The sequence below is a fragment of the Streptomyces sp. NPDC048461 genome, assembly GCF_055587105.1.
The window spans coordinates 50092-64698 of sequence record NZ_JBVJGW010000020.1 but is presented as its reverse complement, the minus strand read 5'-3'; the positions used below and the strand labels follow the sequence as shown (position 1 = coordinate 64698).

General features: G+C 72.9%; 17 protein-coding genes. 9 read left to right on the top strand and 8 right to left on the bottom strand.

Annotation, left to right across the window (positions count from 1 at the left end):
• Positions 1–39: 39 nt before the first annotated feature.
• Positions 40–660 (bottom strand): Asp23/Gls24 family envelope stress response protein, encoded by a 621-nt coding sequence (locus ACZ6S8_RS28835; RefSeq protein WP_469460328.1) that lies wholly within the window; start codon positions 658–660, stop codon positions 40–42.
• Positions 657–1235 carry an RNA polymerase sigma factor gene (locus ACZ6S8_RS28830; RefSeq protein ID WP_469460327.1) on the bottom strand — a complete coding sequence of 193 codons (579 nt, stop codon included), beginning with the start codon at positions 1233–1235 and terminating at the stop codon, positions 657–659. Before ACZ6S8_RS28830 ends, ACZ6S8_RS28835 begins: the two co-directional genes overlap by 4 nt.
• A 598-nt stretch (positions 1236–1833) precedes the next feature.
• On the opposite strand from ACZ6S8_RS28830, the gene ACZ6S8_RS28825 reads away from it, so the two are divergent.
• Entirely contained in the window at positions 1834–2037 is a 204-nt protein-coding gene (locus tag ACZ6S8_RS28825) for a cold-shock protein (protein ID WP_010982331.1), read from the top strand.
• A 113-nt stretch (positions 2038–2150) separates the two neighbouring features.
• On the opposite strand, the gene ACZ6S8_RS28820 is transcribed toward ACZ6S8_RS28825, so the two are convergent.
• Positions 2151–2537 carry a hypothetical protein gene (locus tag ACZ6S8_RS28820; protein ID WP_469460326.1) on the bottom strand — a complete coding sequence of 129 codons (387 nt, stop codon included), beginning with the start codon at positions 2535–2537 and terminating at the stop codon, positions 2151–2153.
• Positions 2538–3242: 705 nt separating this feature from the next.
• Between ACZ6S8_RS28820 and ACZ6S8_RS28815 the strand changes: the two genes are divergently transcribed.
• Complete coding sequence (locus tag ACZ6S8_RS28815; RefSeq protein WP_469460325.1) at positions 3243–3821, top strand: fasciclin domain-containing protein; 579 nt, start codon at positions 3243–3245, stop codon at positions 3819–3821.
• A 121-nt stretch (positions 3822–3942) separates the two neighbouring features.
• Here the strand turns inward: ACZ6S8_RS28815 and ACZ6S8_RS28810 are convergent, their stop codons facing one another.
• The gene (locus tag ACZ6S8_RS28810) at positions 3943–4311 is read right to left on the bottom strand and encodes a VOC family protein (RefSeq protein WP_469460324.1); all 369 of its coding nucleotides are present in this window, start codon (positions 4309–4311) and stop codon (positions 3943–3945) included.
• 121 nt (positions 4312–4432) lie between these two features.
• Entirely contained in the window at positions 4433–4828 is a 396-nt protein-coding gene (locus ACZ6S8_RS28805) for a RidA family protein (RefSeq protein ID WP_469460388.1), read from the bottom strand.
• Positions 4829–4966: 138 nt separating this feature from the next.
• Here ACZ6S8_RS28805 and ACZ6S8_RS28800 point away from each other — a divergent pair, with 138 nt between their 5' ends.
• From ACZ6S8_RS28800 to ACZ6S8_RS28790, 3 genes are read left to right on the top strand one after another with little or no spacing between them, the layout of a single operon-like run.
• On the top strand, positions 4967–5980 hold the full coding sequence (locus tag ACZ6S8_RS28800; RefSeq protein WP_469460323.1) for a helix-turn-helix transcriptional regulator: 1014 nt from the start codon (positions 4967–4969) through the stop codon (positions 5978–5980).
• Positions 5977–6291, top strand: coding sequence for an NIPSNAP family protein (locus ACZ6S8_RS28795; RefSeq protein WP_469460322.1), 315 nt, complete (start codon positions 5977–5979; stop codon positions 6289–6291). Before ACZ6S8_RS28800 ends, ACZ6S8_RS28795 begins: the two co-directional genes overlap by 4 nt.
• A gap of 29 nt (positions 6292–6320) precedes the next feature.
• Positions 6321–8399 (top strand): prolyl oligopeptidase family serine peptidase, encoded by a 2079-nt coding sequence (locus ACZ6S8_RS28790; protein WP_469460321.1) that lies wholly within the window; start codon positions 6321–6323, stop codon positions 8397–8399.
• 54 nt (positions 8400–8453) lie between these two features.
• On the opposite strand, the gene ACZ6S8_RS28785 is transcribed toward ACZ6S8_RS28790, so the two are convergent.
• The 3 genes from ACZ6S8_RS28785 to ACZ6S8_RS28775 all read right to left on the bottom strand — a co-directional run bounded on the left by ACZ6S8_RS28785 (position 8454) and on the right by ACZ6S8_RS28775 (position 10505).
• Complete coding sequence (locus ACZ6S8_RS28785) at positions 8454–9371, bottom strand: aldo/keto reductase (RefSeq protein WP_469460320.1); 918 nt, start codon at positions 9369–9371, stop codon at positions 8454–8456.
• 109 nt (positions 9372–9480) lie between these two features.
• On the bottom strand, positions 9481–10068 hold the full coding sequence (locus ACZ6S8_RS28780) for a fasciclin domain-containing protein (RefSeq protein WP_469460319.1): 588 nt from the start codon (positions 10066–10068) through the stop codon (positions 9481–9483).
• On the bottom strand, positions 10065–10505 hold the full coding sequence (locus ACZ6S8_RS28775; RefSeq protein WP_469460318.1) for a UBP-type zinc finger domain-containing protein: 441 nt from the start codon (positions 10503–10505) through the stop codon (positions 10065–10067). The genes ACZ6S8_RS28780 and ACZ6S8_RS28775 overlap by 4 nt, the downstream gene beginning before the upstream one ends.
• Before the next feature lie 180 nt (positions 10506–10685).
• On the opposite strand from ACZ6S8_RS28775, the gene ACZ6S8_RS28770 reads away from it, so the two are divergent.
• The 4 genes from ACZ6S8_RS28770 to ACZ6S8_RS28755 all read left to right on the top strand — a co-directional run bounded on the left by ACZ6S8_RS28770 (position 10686) and on the right by ACZ6S8_RS28755 (position 14557).
• On the top strand, positions 10686–11117 hold the full coding sequence (locus tag ACZ6S8_RS28770; protein WP_469460317.1) for an SRPBCC family protein: 432 nt from the start codon (positions 10686–10688) through the stop codon (positions 11115–11117).
• A gap of 81 nt (positions 11118–11198) precedes the next feature.
• Positions 11199–12149 carry an ArsR/SmtB family transcription factor gene (locus ACZ6S8_RS28765; protein ID WP_469460387.1) on the top strand — a complete coding sequence of 317 codons (951 nt, stop codon included), beginning with the start codon at positions 11199–11201 and terminating at the stop codon, positions 12147–12149.
• Between the two features lie 128 nt (positions 12150–12277).
• Positions 12278–13099 (top strand): transglutaminase domain-containing protein, encoded by an 822-nt coding sequence (locus ACZ6S8_RS28760; protein ID WP_469460316.1) that lies wholly within the window; start codon positions 12278–12280, stop codon positions 13097–13099.
• 228 nt (positions 13100–13327) lie between these two features.
• On the top strand, positions 13328–14557 hold the full coding sequence (locus ACZ6S8_RS28755; protein ID WP_469460315.1) for a DUF418 domain-containing protein: 1230 nt from the start codon (positions 13328–13330) through the stop codon (positions 14555–14557).
• The last annotated feature ends 50 nt before the right edge of the window (positions 14558–14607 follow it).

Genomic DNA, 14607 nt, shown 5'->3' with positions numbered 1-14607 from the left:
GCACGATCTGCGTGAGCGTGTTGCCGCGCTCGTGCGGGGTCAGTGTTCGGAGCCCCCGTCGGCGCTGCCCGAAGCGTCGGCGAAGCCGACGACGTGGACGTCGATGCCGGTGATCTCCAGGCCGAGGCTGCGGTCGGCGGACTCCCGCACGCTGCGGCGGACCTCGTCGGCCAGCGCCGGCAGGCTCGGCGAGGTTATCGGAGCCAGGACGTGCAGGTTGACGGCCACACGGCCGGTGGGCGGCTGGTCGGGAGCGATCCGGCACGAACCCGAGCGGACCCCGGGCACCCGTTCGGCCGCGACGCGCAGGACGCGGGCCGCGGCGGACTCCGTGATCCACATGGCCCCGTCCGGTTCACCCAGGGGCAGCAGGCGCCCCGGACGCAGCTCCATGCGGACCACGCCCATCACCCGGTCCGTCAGCGAGGCGGCGCCATCCCCCGTCGGGTCCTCGGGGTCGTCGTGGAGCCGCCGTACGGCCGTCTCCAGCCGTTCCAGTTCCGCGACCGCGCGCGTGCAGGGGGAGCAGGCCGCACGATGGGCGTCGGGCAGACCCTCCTCCCACGCCGCCCAGGTCTCGGAGAGCAGCCGTCCGCACGGCAGGCGCTCGTCGTCGGGACCCGGCGGGGGCGCGGCGGGCGGATCGATACGTGCGGTCATCGCCAGGCCCCCAAGGCGTCGGTGAGGTGGCGTCGTGCGCGGAAGACCCGTGCGCGGACGGCTTCCTCGCTGATGCCGACCGTGTCCGCGATGAACGCGTACGACTGACCGTCCGATTCTCGCAGCATCCAGCAGGTGCGCTGCTCGGGCGACAGATCGGCGAGCGCCTGGTGGAGGTCCGCGAGGGCGGCGCGGGCCTCGGCGATGCGGTCCGGGGAGACGCTGTGCTCGGGGGCGGTCACCTCGGCGGCGGCTTCCAGCGGGGCCTGGGGCCTGCGGGCGCGCAGGATGTTCAGGCACCGGTTGGTGACGATGCGGTACACCCAGGTGCCGAACGACGACTGGCCGCGGAATTCGGGCAGCTTGCGCCACGCGCTGATGAAGGCGTCCTGCACCGCGTCCTCCGCTTCGGCGCGGTCGTCCACCAGCCGTGTGGCCAGCCGCACCAGAGCCGGGGCGTGGCGGCGCACCAGGACCGCGAAGGCCTCCTCGTCGCCCTCCCCCGCGCGTACCGCCAGCAGGGCGTCGTCCAGCCCCGGGCTCTCGCCGGGCGCCCTGGTCAGTGTGGCCGCCACTGGGCAGCTCCCCTCGTCGTACCGCCCTGCCGGTGAGACCGCGCGACCCCGCCGGGGGCGGGTAGGAGCAGATCCCGGCACGTACGTCCGGGCGGGTGCCCCGGCGGCCCGTTCGCATTCGGAGCCGGGGCCGACGGAGCCCGGTCGGCCTACAGGGGCAGCACGGGAGGGCGCCGTCACCGACTACGCCGTCCTCGTGAACCTGCCGTCCCTGGTCGTCACCGTCCCGGCCTTCGGACACGCCGGCCCGGATGACCGCCGAACATCCCGATCCGGCTCAGTTCGTCCGACTTCGCCCCGCTCGCAGACGCCCGGACTGTCCGCCTCCTGAGCAGCCGGGCGGCGGCCTCCGGTGTGCCCGGCGGAGGTCCGCGCGCCGAGGGAGGTGAGACGGATACTCCGTTCGGGGGGCCGTTCTCGTGGTGCGAGCAGGACTCTCCGTGTAGCGTCAGCGCCAGCAGTCATGGTTCCGAAGTACCGGTCACCCGTGAGCGCACATTTCACGGGTGATTTTGCTGTTCAGCGTCTCTGAGGACCAGGGCGATCACCTCCGGCTCCCGCACGGTGCGGGACCGGTTTAGAGTCCCTTGGAGGACAAATGGCCAGCGGTACCGTGAAGTGGTTCAACTCGGAAAAGGGCTTCGGCTTCATCGAGCAGGACGGTGGCGGCCCGGACGTCTTCGCCCACTACTCGAACATCGCCAGCTCCGGCTTCCGTGAGCTCCAGGAAGGCCAGAAGGTGAACTTCGACGTCACCCAGGGCCAGAAGGGCCCCCAGGCGGAGAACATCACCCCCGCCTGATCCCTCATACCCGTGAGCGGGCGTCGCCGTGTCAGTGGCGGCGCTCCCACAGGAAAGCCCGGCCGGCCCTGTGCCGGCCGGGCTTTCCGGGGTTGGGGGCCGGGCCTCGCGCGCTACGGACAGTCGTACCGGTGTGTGAAGGGACGCCCGGGACAGACGTGGCACTCGAAGAGGTACACGCCACCCAGGTCGCCCAGCACCAGGCCCGGACCCGCGGAGCGAGTGTGCTCCTCCTCGACAGGAGTCCAGGCGCGCCGGGACACGGAGTCCGCTTCCGTGCTCTCCACGGTCAGCAAATGTTCCATGCGATTGCCGCATCCGGAACATTCCGGCCAGTCCGGGTCCTGGCACCAGCCGGGGTAGCCGACCAGTTTCGTCCCCGGGGCGGTCGAGAGGTGGCTCTGGTAGTCCCAGCCCGTCTCCTGATCCAGGTCCAGGAATCGGAACTCCAACGCGTCCCACATGTCGTCGTGAAGATCCCAGTAGGGGTACTCCGTCACCAGCTCCGGATGCACCACACAGGGACGCGGGACGTATTTCTCCCATGGCTCAGCCGGGGGCGGAGGAGTCTCCAGGACCTTCCCGACCGAGCTCGCCTCTCGCCATTGGACGTGCGGTACGACCCAGCGATGGCCGCTGTGCTTCCGCGGGCACCAGAGGACTTGGAGCAGATCGCATCCCTCGGGAAACGGGACGATGCCGGGAACGCTGCTGCGGTAGATCTGCACGACCGGCACCATCGGCGCCCCCTCGTGCTCGGGGCACAACGGCCAGGGCTCCCGGATCGGCCACAACAGCGGGCCTCCGACCGAGCTGTCGTGGCGCGTCGGCTCACCCGCACGCGGGTGGAGCCGCACGGTCTCCGCCCGGAGGGGTGCCACCTCGGGAAACAGCTGCTCGACGTCCACCGGTCGCGGCGGTGTATGGCGGGTCACGGCGACAGGCTACGAGAGAACGCCCGCGCCGGGTTCATCGAGGATTCGGCTGTCCACGGGGACGGGGGCATCGGAGGCGGTTCGCTTTTGTCGGTTTGTTCACCAATCGATCCGCCGGGCGGCAGCGAATGGACGGGCGAGGGAGAAGGACGAGCCGGTCCGTGCAGGACACGTCGGATCGGCGCCGGCCTCGCCTCGGCACCAGCGTCTCGGGGACGAACGGGCCTTCGCGGGGGTACCCCGCGAAACCCGGCTCCAGAGGAGGACCCCATGACCCACCCCCACATCCGCCGCTCCGCGGCCCTCGCGGCAGCCGCCTTCACGCTCCCCGTCGTTCTGGGCGTCGCGGCCCCGGCGTTCGCCGGCGCGCAGCAGGCCGACCCGTACGGTCCGGCCTGTGCGTCGGTCCCGAAGGAGGGATCGGGCAGCCTCGCCGGCATGGCGAAGGACCCGGTGGCCACCGCGGCGTCGAACAACCCGGCACTGTCGACCCTGGTCACGGCCGTCAAGAAGGCCGGATTGGCCGACACCCTGAACAACGCCGAGGGCATCACCGTGTTCGCCCCCACGAACGAGGCGTTCGCGAAGATCCCGAAGGCGGACCTGGACAAGATCCTCGCCGACAAGGCCGAGCTGACCAAGATCCTCACCTACCACGTGGTGGGAGAGCAGATCAGCCCCGAGCAGCTGGCGAAGGGCTCGTTCAAGACGCTCGAAGGCGGAACCCTGAGCACGTCCGGATCCGGTGAGACCTTCACCGTCAACGGCAAGGCGAAGATCGTCTGCGGTGACGTCAGGACTGCCAACGCCACGGTCAACATCATCGACACGGTCCTCACACCGATGTGACCTGCGCACTCCGGTCCCCTTCCGTGCTGTCGCACCCGGGCGCGGCAGCACGGAAGGGGACCGGCCCGGCACGCGCGGCGGGACGGCTGCCTCGCGCGGTGCGTACCGGGCCGGGCTGCCGCTATCCGGGGCTGTGGCAGACCGCCTCGACGTTGTTGCCGTCGAGGTCCCGGACGAACGCGCCGTAGTACGCCGCGTGGTACTCCGGTCGTACCCGGGGCGCGTGCAGGACCTCCGCACCGGCGGCGACCGCGGCTTCGAAGAACGCCTCCACCTGCGCGCGGTCGGCGGCGGCGAACGCGACGTGCAGCTCGCGGGCCGTGCCGTCCGTGGTCACCGGGCCGATCCAGAACCGCGGCTGCGTCGTGCCCCAGCCGATCACCTGGCCGAAGTCGAGCAGCCGCGTGCTGCCGAGCGGTGCGAGGACGCGGTCGTAGAAGGCGGCCGACGCCGCCGGGTCCGCTACTTGGAGCGCGATGTGGTCGAGCATGACCCGATCGTGGCACACCGGCGGAGTCGGCCCTGCCGAGACGCCGCACAGGGCGTGCGGATCGGCGTCGGACCCCTCCACCGGTGGCCCCGAACCCACAGCCGGCGCGCGGGGCGCCGCGTCAGGCGACGGCCGTGCCCTCCAGTTCGACCGTCTGGCCCGGGATGGCCAGGCGCGACACCCCGAGCATGGTGGTCGTCGGCGCCACCCCGGCGGCCCCCAGCCGCGCCGCCAGCAGGCCGTAGTGCCGGAAGAGGAGATCGACGTCCGTCGTGTAGACGTTGAGCCGGACGAGGTGGGCGAGGGACATGCCGGCCTCGTGGAGCACGGCCTCCAGGTTGTCGGTGCTCAGCGTCAGCTGAGCCGCCATGTCGCCGTCGTGCAGGGGCTTGCCGTCGCGGCTCATCGCCGTCTGCCCCGAGATGTACAGGGTCCGGGTGTGCCCGGAGACCACCTCGCCCTGGTTGAAGCCCATGTCCGCCGACCACGTCACCGGGTTGACCGCCGTTCGTTCCACGCTCACGTCCGCTCCATTCGTTCCGTCGGGAGTACGCACGTCTGCCGGCCCGCTCGTCGCGCCGGCTCCGACGCCGTGAATACGAGCCTCGCAAGGAAACACGACACCCTCTGTCGTGTATCTCGGTAGAGTTCGCGCATGCGCGCCGACCGGCTGGTCTCGTTGGTCCTGCTGCTGCGGCAGCGCGGTCGGCTGACCGCGGACGTCCTGGCCGAGGAGCTGGAGGTGTCCACCCGGACCGTCCTGCGCGACATCGAGGCGCTGTCCGCCGCGGGCGTCCCCGTCTACGCCGAACGCGGCCGGCACGGCGGATTCGTGTTGTCGCCCGGTTTCCGGACCGAGCTCACCGGTCTGAACCACGACGAGGCCCTCGCCCTGCTGACCGCCGGATCGGGGCGCGGCGAGCTGGTCTTCGGCCTCGGCTCGGCGCTCGCCTCCGCCATGCGCAAGGTGGTCGACGCCCTGCCCGAGGGCCACCGGGCCTCCGCGAGCGACGCCGCGCAGCGCTTCCTCGTCGACCCGGAGACCGACCTGCTCTCGCGCCGGCTGGTCACCGAGGCGGTACCCGGCACGACGATGGTCGAGGTCCGCCGGGCGGTGCTCGCCGGACGCAAGCTGCGCATCCACTACGCGGCCACCGGCCGGCCGCCGCAGTGGCGCACGGTGGACCCGATCGGGCTGGTGACCGTACGCGACCGGGCCTACCTGCTGGCCACCCGGGAGGGTGAGGACCGCACCTACCGGCTCTCGCGGGTGCTGGCCGCCGAGGAGCTCCCCGAAGCGGCCCAGCGGCCCGGCCGGGTCGATCTGGACCGGATCTGGCGGGAGCGCTCCGCACGGTTCCTCTCCGGCAGCGACCACATCACCGTGCGGGTACGGATGGACCCGGCGCGGCGGGAGGAGCTGCTGGACACCGCCCTGGCCGTCCGCGCCGAGGAGCCCGGCGCCGACGGATGGCTCCGGCTGGACGTGACCTTCCAGGACTTCCGGCACGCCGCATGGGCGCTCTGGCAGCTCGGCACGGACGCGGAGGCCCTGGCGCCGCGGTCCCTGCGCACCTCCCTGCACGACCGCGCCGCCGCGATCGTCGCCCGCTACGCGGACCCGCCCCCGGACAGTGGGGCCGCGGCACCCGGCATGATGGGGCCGTGATCACCATTCATCTGAAGTACGAGATAGACGTCGACAAGCTCGCCGACTTCGAGGAGTACGGGCGCCGCTGGGTGCGGCTCGTCGAGCGGTTCGGCGGCACCCACCACGGCTACTACCTGCCCAGCGAGGGCGACAGCGACATCGCCTACGCCCTCTTCTCCTTCCCCGGCTTCGCCGCCTACGAGCAGTACCGCACGGACAGCATGACCGACCCGGAGTGCCAGGCGGCCTTCGACCTGGCCCGCGACACCGGCTGCATCAAGCGGTACGAGCGACGCTTCCTGCGGCCGCTCGACGACGGCGGCCGCTGACCCCGCCCGGGGTACTGCACAATCGGCGGATGAGCGACGAAGACCCCCACCTGTGGCTGGAAGACGTAACCGGCGAGTCCGCCCTCGCCTGGGTGCGCGAGCGGAACGCCGAGACCGTGGAGGCGCTGGGCGGAACACCCGGGTTCAAGGTGCTGGAGCGCGAGGTGCGCGAGGTGCTGGACGACGCCGACCGGATTCCGTACGCCGTCCGCCGGGGCCGGTACCTGTACAACTTCTGGCAGGACGCGGACCAGGTGCGGGGGGTGTGGCGGCGGACCGGTCTGGAGGAGTACCGCAAGGACCGGCCGGCCTGGGAGTGCGTCCTCGACCTGGACGCACTGTCCGCGGCCGAGGGGGAGGAGTGGGCCTGGGCCGGGAGCGACGTGCTCGCCCCCGACCACCGCCACGCCCTCGTGATGCTCTCGCGCGGCGGCTCGGACGCCTGCGTGGTGCGCGAGTTCGACCTCGTGGAAAAGGAGTTCGTCGGGGACGGCTACACCGTCCCCGAGGCCAAGACCCGGGTCGGGTGGATCGACCGCGACCACGTGTGGATCGGCACGGACTTCGGCCCGGGGTCGATGTCCGAGTCCGGCTACCCCCTGCAGGTACGCCGCTGGCAGCGCGGAACGCCGCTGGCGGAGGCCGAACTCGTCCACCAGGGCCAGCCCTCGGACCTGTCGGCCGACGGCTGGCACGACCACACGCCCGGCTACGCCAGGGACTTCGTCTCCACCCACCTGGACTTCTGGAACAGGCGCCTGTTCCTGCTCCGCGGCCGAGGAGAGGACGGAGTCGCGGGCGGGGCACTCGTGCCGGTCGACGTCCCGGACGACGCGGTCAAGTACGTCCACCGCCAGTGGCTGATCGTGACGACCAAGTCGCCCTGGCTCGGCCATGCCGCCGGCACCCTCCTCGCCTTCGACTTCGAGGCCTACCAGGCCGGGGCCTACGCGGACGGCGCCCGCGAACCCGCGGTGCTCTTCGCCCCCGACGAGCACACCGCACTGGCCGGCCACCACTGGACCCGCCACCACCTCGTCCTCGCCACCCGCGCCGACGTCTCCTCCCGCCTCGAACTGCTCACCCCCGGACCGGACGGGCACCCGTGGACCCGGGCACCCCTGGCCGACGTGCCGCCGCTCTCCACCGCGTCGGTGATCTGCACCGACCCCGACGAGAGCGACGAGTTCTTCCTGGCCGTGTCCGGGTACCTCCAGTCCGCCACCCTCTACCGCGGCGAGGCGGGCGGCACCGCGGAGATCCTCAAGCAGGCCCCCGCCCTCTTCGACACCGCCGGGCTCGCCGTGCGCCAGCACTTCGCGGCCTCCGCCGACGGCACGCGCGTCCCGTACTTCGTGATCGGCCCCGAGGACCGGCCGGGACCCGGTCCCACGCTGCTCTACGGGTACGGCGGCTTCGAGGTCTCCCAGGTCCCGCAGTACAGCCCGGTGATCGGGCGGGCCTGGCTCGCGCGCGGCGGAACGTACGTCGTCGCGGGCATCCGGGGCGGCCGCGAGTACGGGCCCGCCTGGCACCAGGCGGCCCTCGGGGCCCACCGCGTCCGCGCCTTCGACGACTTCGCCGCCGTCGCCCGGGACCTCGTCGGCCGCGGCATCACCACGCCGCCCCAGCTGGGCATCGAGGGCGGCAGCAACGGCGGCCTCCTCATGGGCGCGATGCTCACCCGCCACCCGGACCTCTTCGGCGCGGTCGTCGCCCACGTGCCGCTGCTCGACATGCTCCGCTTCCACCGGCTGCTCGCCGGAGCCAGCTGGATCGCCGAGTACGGGGATCCCGACGACCCCGCCGACCGGCCGCACCTGACGGCGATCTCCCCGTACCACCAGGCCCGCGCGGACGTTCCGTACCCGCCGCTGCTCCTGCTCACCTCCACGCGCGACGACCGGGTGCACCCCGGCCACGCGCGCAAGATGGCGGCCCGGCTCCGGGAACTCGGACAGAACGTGCTCTTCCACGAGCACCTCGGCGGCGGTCACGCCGGGGCCACGGACCACCGGCAGACCGCCTTCAACAAGGCGCTCGTTCACAGCTTCCTGTGGGCGCGGCTGACCCCGCCGCACCACCGGCCGGAGCCGACGGCGTCCTGAGCCGACCGCTCCCCGAGCGGCCGCCCCGCACCGACCGCGCGCCGGGGTGGCCGCTCAGCCGCCCTGCGGAGCGGCCAGCAGGGCCAGGTCCTGCGGCGAGAGGCGCAGCGCGCCCGCGGCCACGTTGTCGGAGAGGTGCCGCGGGTCGCCCGTGCCGGGGATCGCCAGCACGTGGGGCCCGCGCGCCAGCGTCCAGGCCAGCCGGACCTGGGCCGGACTCGCCCCGTGGGCGCGGGCGACGGCGAGCACCTCGGCGCTGTCGGCGCCGCCGGCGCCCGCGGTCCGGCCCGCGCCGGCGATCGCGTAGAACGGGACGAAGGCGATCCCCCGATCGCCGCACGCGTGCAGGAACGCGTCCTGCTCGGGGGTGGCGCCGACGCCGTACTGGTTCTGCACGCACACCACGGGGGCGATGGCCAGGGCCTCGGCCAGGTGCTCGGGCCGGACGTTGGAGATGCCGAGGTGGCGGATGAGGCCCGCCTGGCGCAGCTCCGCCAGGGCGCCGAAACGCTCGGAGATCGAGCCGGTCCCGACGATGCGCAGGTTCACCACGTCGAGGTGGTCGCGTCCCAGCTGGCGCAGGTTCTCCTCGACCTGGCCGCGCAGCTGCTCCGGTGTGGCGGCGTGGTCGATCCAGTCGCCCGCCGGCCCGCGGCCCGGCCCGACCTTCGTGGTGATGACGAGGTCGTCCGGGTAGGGGGCCAGCGCACGGTTGATCAGTTCGTTGGCGGAGCGCAGCGGCGAGAAGTAGAAGGCGGCGGTGTCGATGTGGTTCACGCCCAGCTCGACCGCCCGGCGCAGCACGGCGATCGCCTGCCCCCGGTCACGGTCGCGGCCGCGTGCGGCGGCGCCCTCCGCCAGCGCCTCGCCGCTCTGGGCGAGACGCATCGCGCCGAAGCCGATCCGGTTGATCTTCAGGTCGCCGAGCTGCCAGGTGCCGGCGGATGATGCCGTGATGATCTCTGAGGTCATGGCCGAATGATCGGTACGCGGAGACGGAGGGCGCCATTGATTAAGACCTGGCTGAATCGTGTGTGCTGCGTGCTGCGTGTTGCTGCGTACTGGTGGACTGCCGACCCGGTCAGCTCGACGGCGGCATGAGCACGCTGTCGACCATGTAGACGGTCGCGTTGGCCGTCTCGACGTCGCCGCACACCACGTTGGCGGCGCCGTTGACCTTGTAGGACTCGCCCGATCCACTGGTGGTGAGCGTTCCCTTCTCCAGCGTCGTGAAGGAACCGGACTCCAGCTGCGCCGGGGTCAGCTTCTCGCCCACCACGTGGTAGGTGAGGATCTTCGTCAGCTGGGCCTTGTCCGCGAGGACCTTGTCCAGGTCGGCCTTCGGGACCTTGGCGAAGGCCGCGTTGGTGGGTGCGAAGACGGTGATGTCCTGCGCGTTGTTCAGGGTGTCGACCAGTCCGGCCTGCTTGACGGCCGCGACCAGGGTCGACAGTTCCGGGTTCTGGGAGGCGGCGGTGGCCACCGGCTCCTTCGCCATCGCGTCGAAACTGCCGGAGCCGTCCTTCGGTACCGACGCGCACGCCGGTCCGAACGGGTCCAGCACCGTCGCCGACGCAGACCCGGCGCCGAGCACGGCGAGGGGCAGGAGCGTGGCGGCCGCCGTCACGACGACGGTGCGTGCGGTGCGGACAGTGCGGTTGGTGTTCATGGCTTCTCCTCGCCCCCGAGTGGCGGGACGGGCGCGGCGCCCGGGTCGTGCGGCGCCGTGCCGCTCGTACCCCCTGCTTCGCCGCGACCGGGTCGTACGGATGCACCGGGGCCGTGGGCGCCGGGCGCGGCCGGCCGGAGGAACACGTGGTCCTCGTAGCACCAGGCCCACTCCTCGCCGGCCTCGGCCGAGCGGGCGACGGCATGGCCGGTGCGCTCGGCGTGGGACCAGGCGTGCTTGCCGCGGGAGCTATCGCAGCAGCCGATGTTTCCGCAGGTCAGGCAGGTGCGCAGGTGAACCCACCGCTGTCCTGCGGCCAGGCATTCCGCGCAGCCCGGGGCGCGGGGCCCGGCGCACTCCACGTCCTCCTGGTCCAGGTGGGCGCAGTGCCCGCCCTCGGGCCTTCCCGCGTCGTACGCGACCGTCCAGCGCTGCATCCGAGCTCCTCCACGGCCCCCGCGGGGTGCGGGAGTCCACACCGGTGATTCGCGGCCGGCCCGCACGGGGATTGGACCACTGCCCGGGGCGTCCGGGTGCATCCGGGGTGCGGGCCGCGCCGGAAGACACGGCGTACGGCCCCGCACCGGGGCGGTCCCGTTCTGCGGAAGGAGGCCCGCGTGGTTGCTGTGGAGCGCTCGTTCACGGTTCCCGGGGAGCTGCCGGTCCTGGTCGACTACCTGAAGGACTTCGCCCGGACGGAAGAGTGGGATCCCGGCACCAAGACGTGCGAACGCCTCGATCACGGACCCGTCCGGGTCGGCTCCACGTGGAGCAACGTGTCGGTGTTCCGCGGGCGCGAGACCCGCCTGACGTACCGTCTGATCCGGCTGGAGGAAGACAGGTTGACGTTCGTGGGGGAGAACGACGGCGTCACCACGACCGACGACCTGTTGCTGCGCCGGGTGGCGGCCGGGACGACGGTCACCTACCGCGCCCGGCTCGACTTCAAGGGGTTGCTGAGACTGGCAGTACCCTTCCTCCGGAAAGACGTCGAACGTCTGGCCGACGAGGTCGGGGCGGTGATGCCCGGAGTCCTGTCGCGGCTGTGAGACGCGCCGCCGGGCACGGGCGGACGGGGTGGGGTGGGCGTCCTGATCGAGCTGGGTTTCTCGGCGGGTGATCTCGCGCAGATGCGGTTCGCGGTCTCGCCGATGTGGGAGGTCGTGGCCGGCTTCCGGCTGCTGCTGCGCTCCGGCACCGCGCATCCCGTGCACCGGCCGTGGGCCGAGCAGGTCGTACCGCGGGTGGCGGCCGCCGGACTGGACCGGGGGTGGCTCGCCGAGCTCATCCCGGCCTCGGGCTACCTTCCGCACTTCCTCAACCCGGCCCCGGCGGGTCCGGCGCCCGCGCTCGCGGACGAGCTGTCCGCCCTGCGTGCCGCATCCGCGGACGTGGTCCGCCGCGAGCTCGATCACCTCCGGTACCACCAGGGCGCCCGTGGTCCCCGGCTGCGGGCCCTGTACGCCGATCCGCCGGCCCGCCTGGCCCGGGTCGCGGAGGAGATCGAGGCCTACTGGGAGCTGGCCCTCGCCCCGTACTGGGCGAGGATCCGGAGCGTGCTCGACGCCGACGTCTTCCACCGGGCCCGGCAGGTCGCCGAGCACGGCGCGGGGTACGTCTTCAACGACCTGCACACCGAGCTGAGTTGGGAGGGCAACGCCCTGCGGCTCGTGCACCGTACGCGCCCGCTGTCCCGGGAGGCGGCGGGCGCGGGTCTGCTGCTGAGCCCCTCGGTCTTCCTCGGCCCGGGCCTGCTCACCCGCATGACCCCGCCGGATCCGCCACAACTGGCCTATCCGGCCCGGGGTGCGGGCTCGCTGTGGGAGTCCCGTTCGGTCACGGAGACCGCCGCCGTCGCCGCGGTCCTCGGCCGCTCGCGGACCCTGCTGCTGACCGAGCTGGAGACCCCGGCCTCCACCACCGAGCTGGCGGTCCGTACGGGCCTCTCCGCGCCGGGGGTGTCCCAGCACCTCTCGGCGCTGCGGGCGGCGGGCCTCGTCACCGCCCACCGGGCGGGCCGCTCCGTGCTGTACGCCCGTACGGCGGTCGCGGAATCCCTCCTCACCGCCGGCGCGGCCTGAGGCGCGGGACGGCGGGGTCGGCGGGGCCGCCGACCGGCCGGAGGTTGCCACGAGTGGTTGAACGCGTTCAATTCATCTGTCAGGATGCTCGCAGCCGCCCCGGGTGCGGCCCGACGAAAGGACCCGCCATGACGAGCTCGCTTCTCAGGCCCCGCGGTCGCACGCGTACGCGCCCGGCCGACGGGGAAGCGGAAGCGGCCTCGGGCAGCTGCGCGCCGACCCGGATACTCGACTGGCACGACCCGCTGGTCGGCGCACTGGTCCGCGATCTCGGCGCGCACGCCCCCACAGGCGCTCCGGCCGCGGACCCCGCCGTCGACCCCGCGGGGCAGCGGGAGGCCCTGCGCGCGGCGCACCGCTGGATCTCCGCCGCCGTACGCCCGGTGTACTCGGTGCAGGACGAGCGGCCCGTCTCCGAGGTGCTGCGCCGCGGCCGCGGCTCGTGCAGCCAGCGGCTGGCCGTACTGGAGTCGGTCGCGCGGGCTTCCGGGGTGCCCACACGGGTGCGCGGCCTGCTCGTGGACGGGGCCTTCTGGTACCCGCGGTTCCCCCGCCTGCGGCGGTTCGTCCCGGACCAGGTGCTGCTGGCGTGGCCGGAGTTCCGGATCGGCGGTCCGTCGCCGGACGGCCTGCCCGCCGTCTGGCTGACCACCTTGGAGCTCTTCGGTGACCTGGACGAACTGAGCGGGCGGCCCGGCGGAGGCTTCACCAACGCCGGCCCCGAAACCCTCTTCGAGGCGCTGTCCCGCACCGCCGTCGACTGGGACGGAACCACGGCCTGCCCCGCCACCGGACCGGGCGCCCCCTGCGACCTCTCGGCCCACGTCCTGGCCGACCTCGGCCGCTTCGACTCGCGCGACGACCTCTTCGCCCGGTACGGCCAGACCCTCTGCGGCACGGCCCGCCTGGTGGCCGAACCCTTCCTGGGCCGACGCTCGGCCGGGGCGTAGCGGGCGCGGGCGCGCACCCCGGGATCACTGCGGGGCCACGGCCCCGGAGTCCGGGGGCTGCGGCGACCCCGCGTGCCGGGCGGTGCCGCCCTGGCACGTTCCCGCCCCGGCCCCCTGCCGCGGCCGGTCGACCGAAAGATGATCAATTACGGTAGGGCGGCGGGACCCGTACAGGGCCCCCGGCCGGGGGCGGCGCCCCCGGCATCCAGGACCACTTGGGGGGAAGCGGTGGCCGTAACGGCTTCGCACGAACAACGGGCCCAACCGCGCATATCCGAGCTCGACGCGCTGCGCGGCTTCGCCCTCCTGGGCATCCTGCTGGTCAACGCCCTGATGATGGCGAGCCCGTACGCACTGGGCACCGTCGACGACCCGGGCGCCTCCACCTTCGACCGCACCGTCGAGGGGCTCGTCCAGACCTTCGTCGCCGGCAAGTTCTACCTCATGTTCTCGTTCCTCTTCGGCTACAGCTTCTCCCTCCAGCTGACCTCGGCCGACCGGGACGGTGACCGGCCCGTGCCGCGGCTCCTTCGCCGCTCCCTCGGGCTGTTCGCGCTCGGCCTCCTGCACGCCGTACTGCTGTTCAGCGGGGACATCCTGATGACGTACGGGGTGCTCGGCCTGATCCTGATCGCCGTGCGGGGCTGCGCGCCGCAGACGGCGCTCCGGGCCGCCTGGATCGTGTACGGCTGCGTGAGCGGCATCCTGCTCCTCGTGGGGCTGGCCTCCCTGGTCATGTCGGACGCGGAGGCGGCGGACCTGGACGCCGACCTGGTCGCCGGTTTCCCCGGCCTGATCGCCGGCTACCGCGGCGACGCCGCGGACGTCGTGCGGGCCAACCTCGCCCAGCTCCCCGATGCCCTGCTCGCCATCCCGCTGATCGGCGGACTCGTCGTCGCGGCCTTCCTGGTCGGCCTCCGCTGCGGCAAGGTGCACTTCCTCGGCGACCGGGCGGACCACGGCGCCCGGCTACGGCGCATCTGCCTGCTCGGCGTCGCCTTCGGCCTGCCGGGCAGCGTGTTCATGGCCCTGGCCACCAGCGGTCCGCTCGGGCCCCGGTGGTCGGTGGCCGGCCAGATGGTGGGGACGGTCACGGCGCCCGCCCTCACGGCCGCCTACGTCTGCGGAATGCTCCTCCTGATGCGGACCGCGCGCGGCGCGCGCATGACGGCCGTGCTGGCGCCCGCGGGACGGATGGCCCTCACGAACTACCTGAGCCAGTCGCTGGTCATGGCCCTCGTCTTCACCGGCTACGGCCTCGCGTGGTACGGCCGGCTCGGCCCGGCCGTCGTCGTCCTCGGGGCGATCGCCCTGTACGCGGCGCAACTTGCCCTCAGTGCACGGCTGATGGCGCACCACCGGTACGGCCCGGTGGAGTGGCTGCTGCGCACGGTGACGCTGGCGCGGTTGCCCGGAGGCCCTCGGGGCGAGCGCACCCGTTCCGGCGACGCCTTCTGACACCCGGCTGCCGCCGGCCGGGCCCGGAAGGGTGCCGGGCGGCTGGGCCA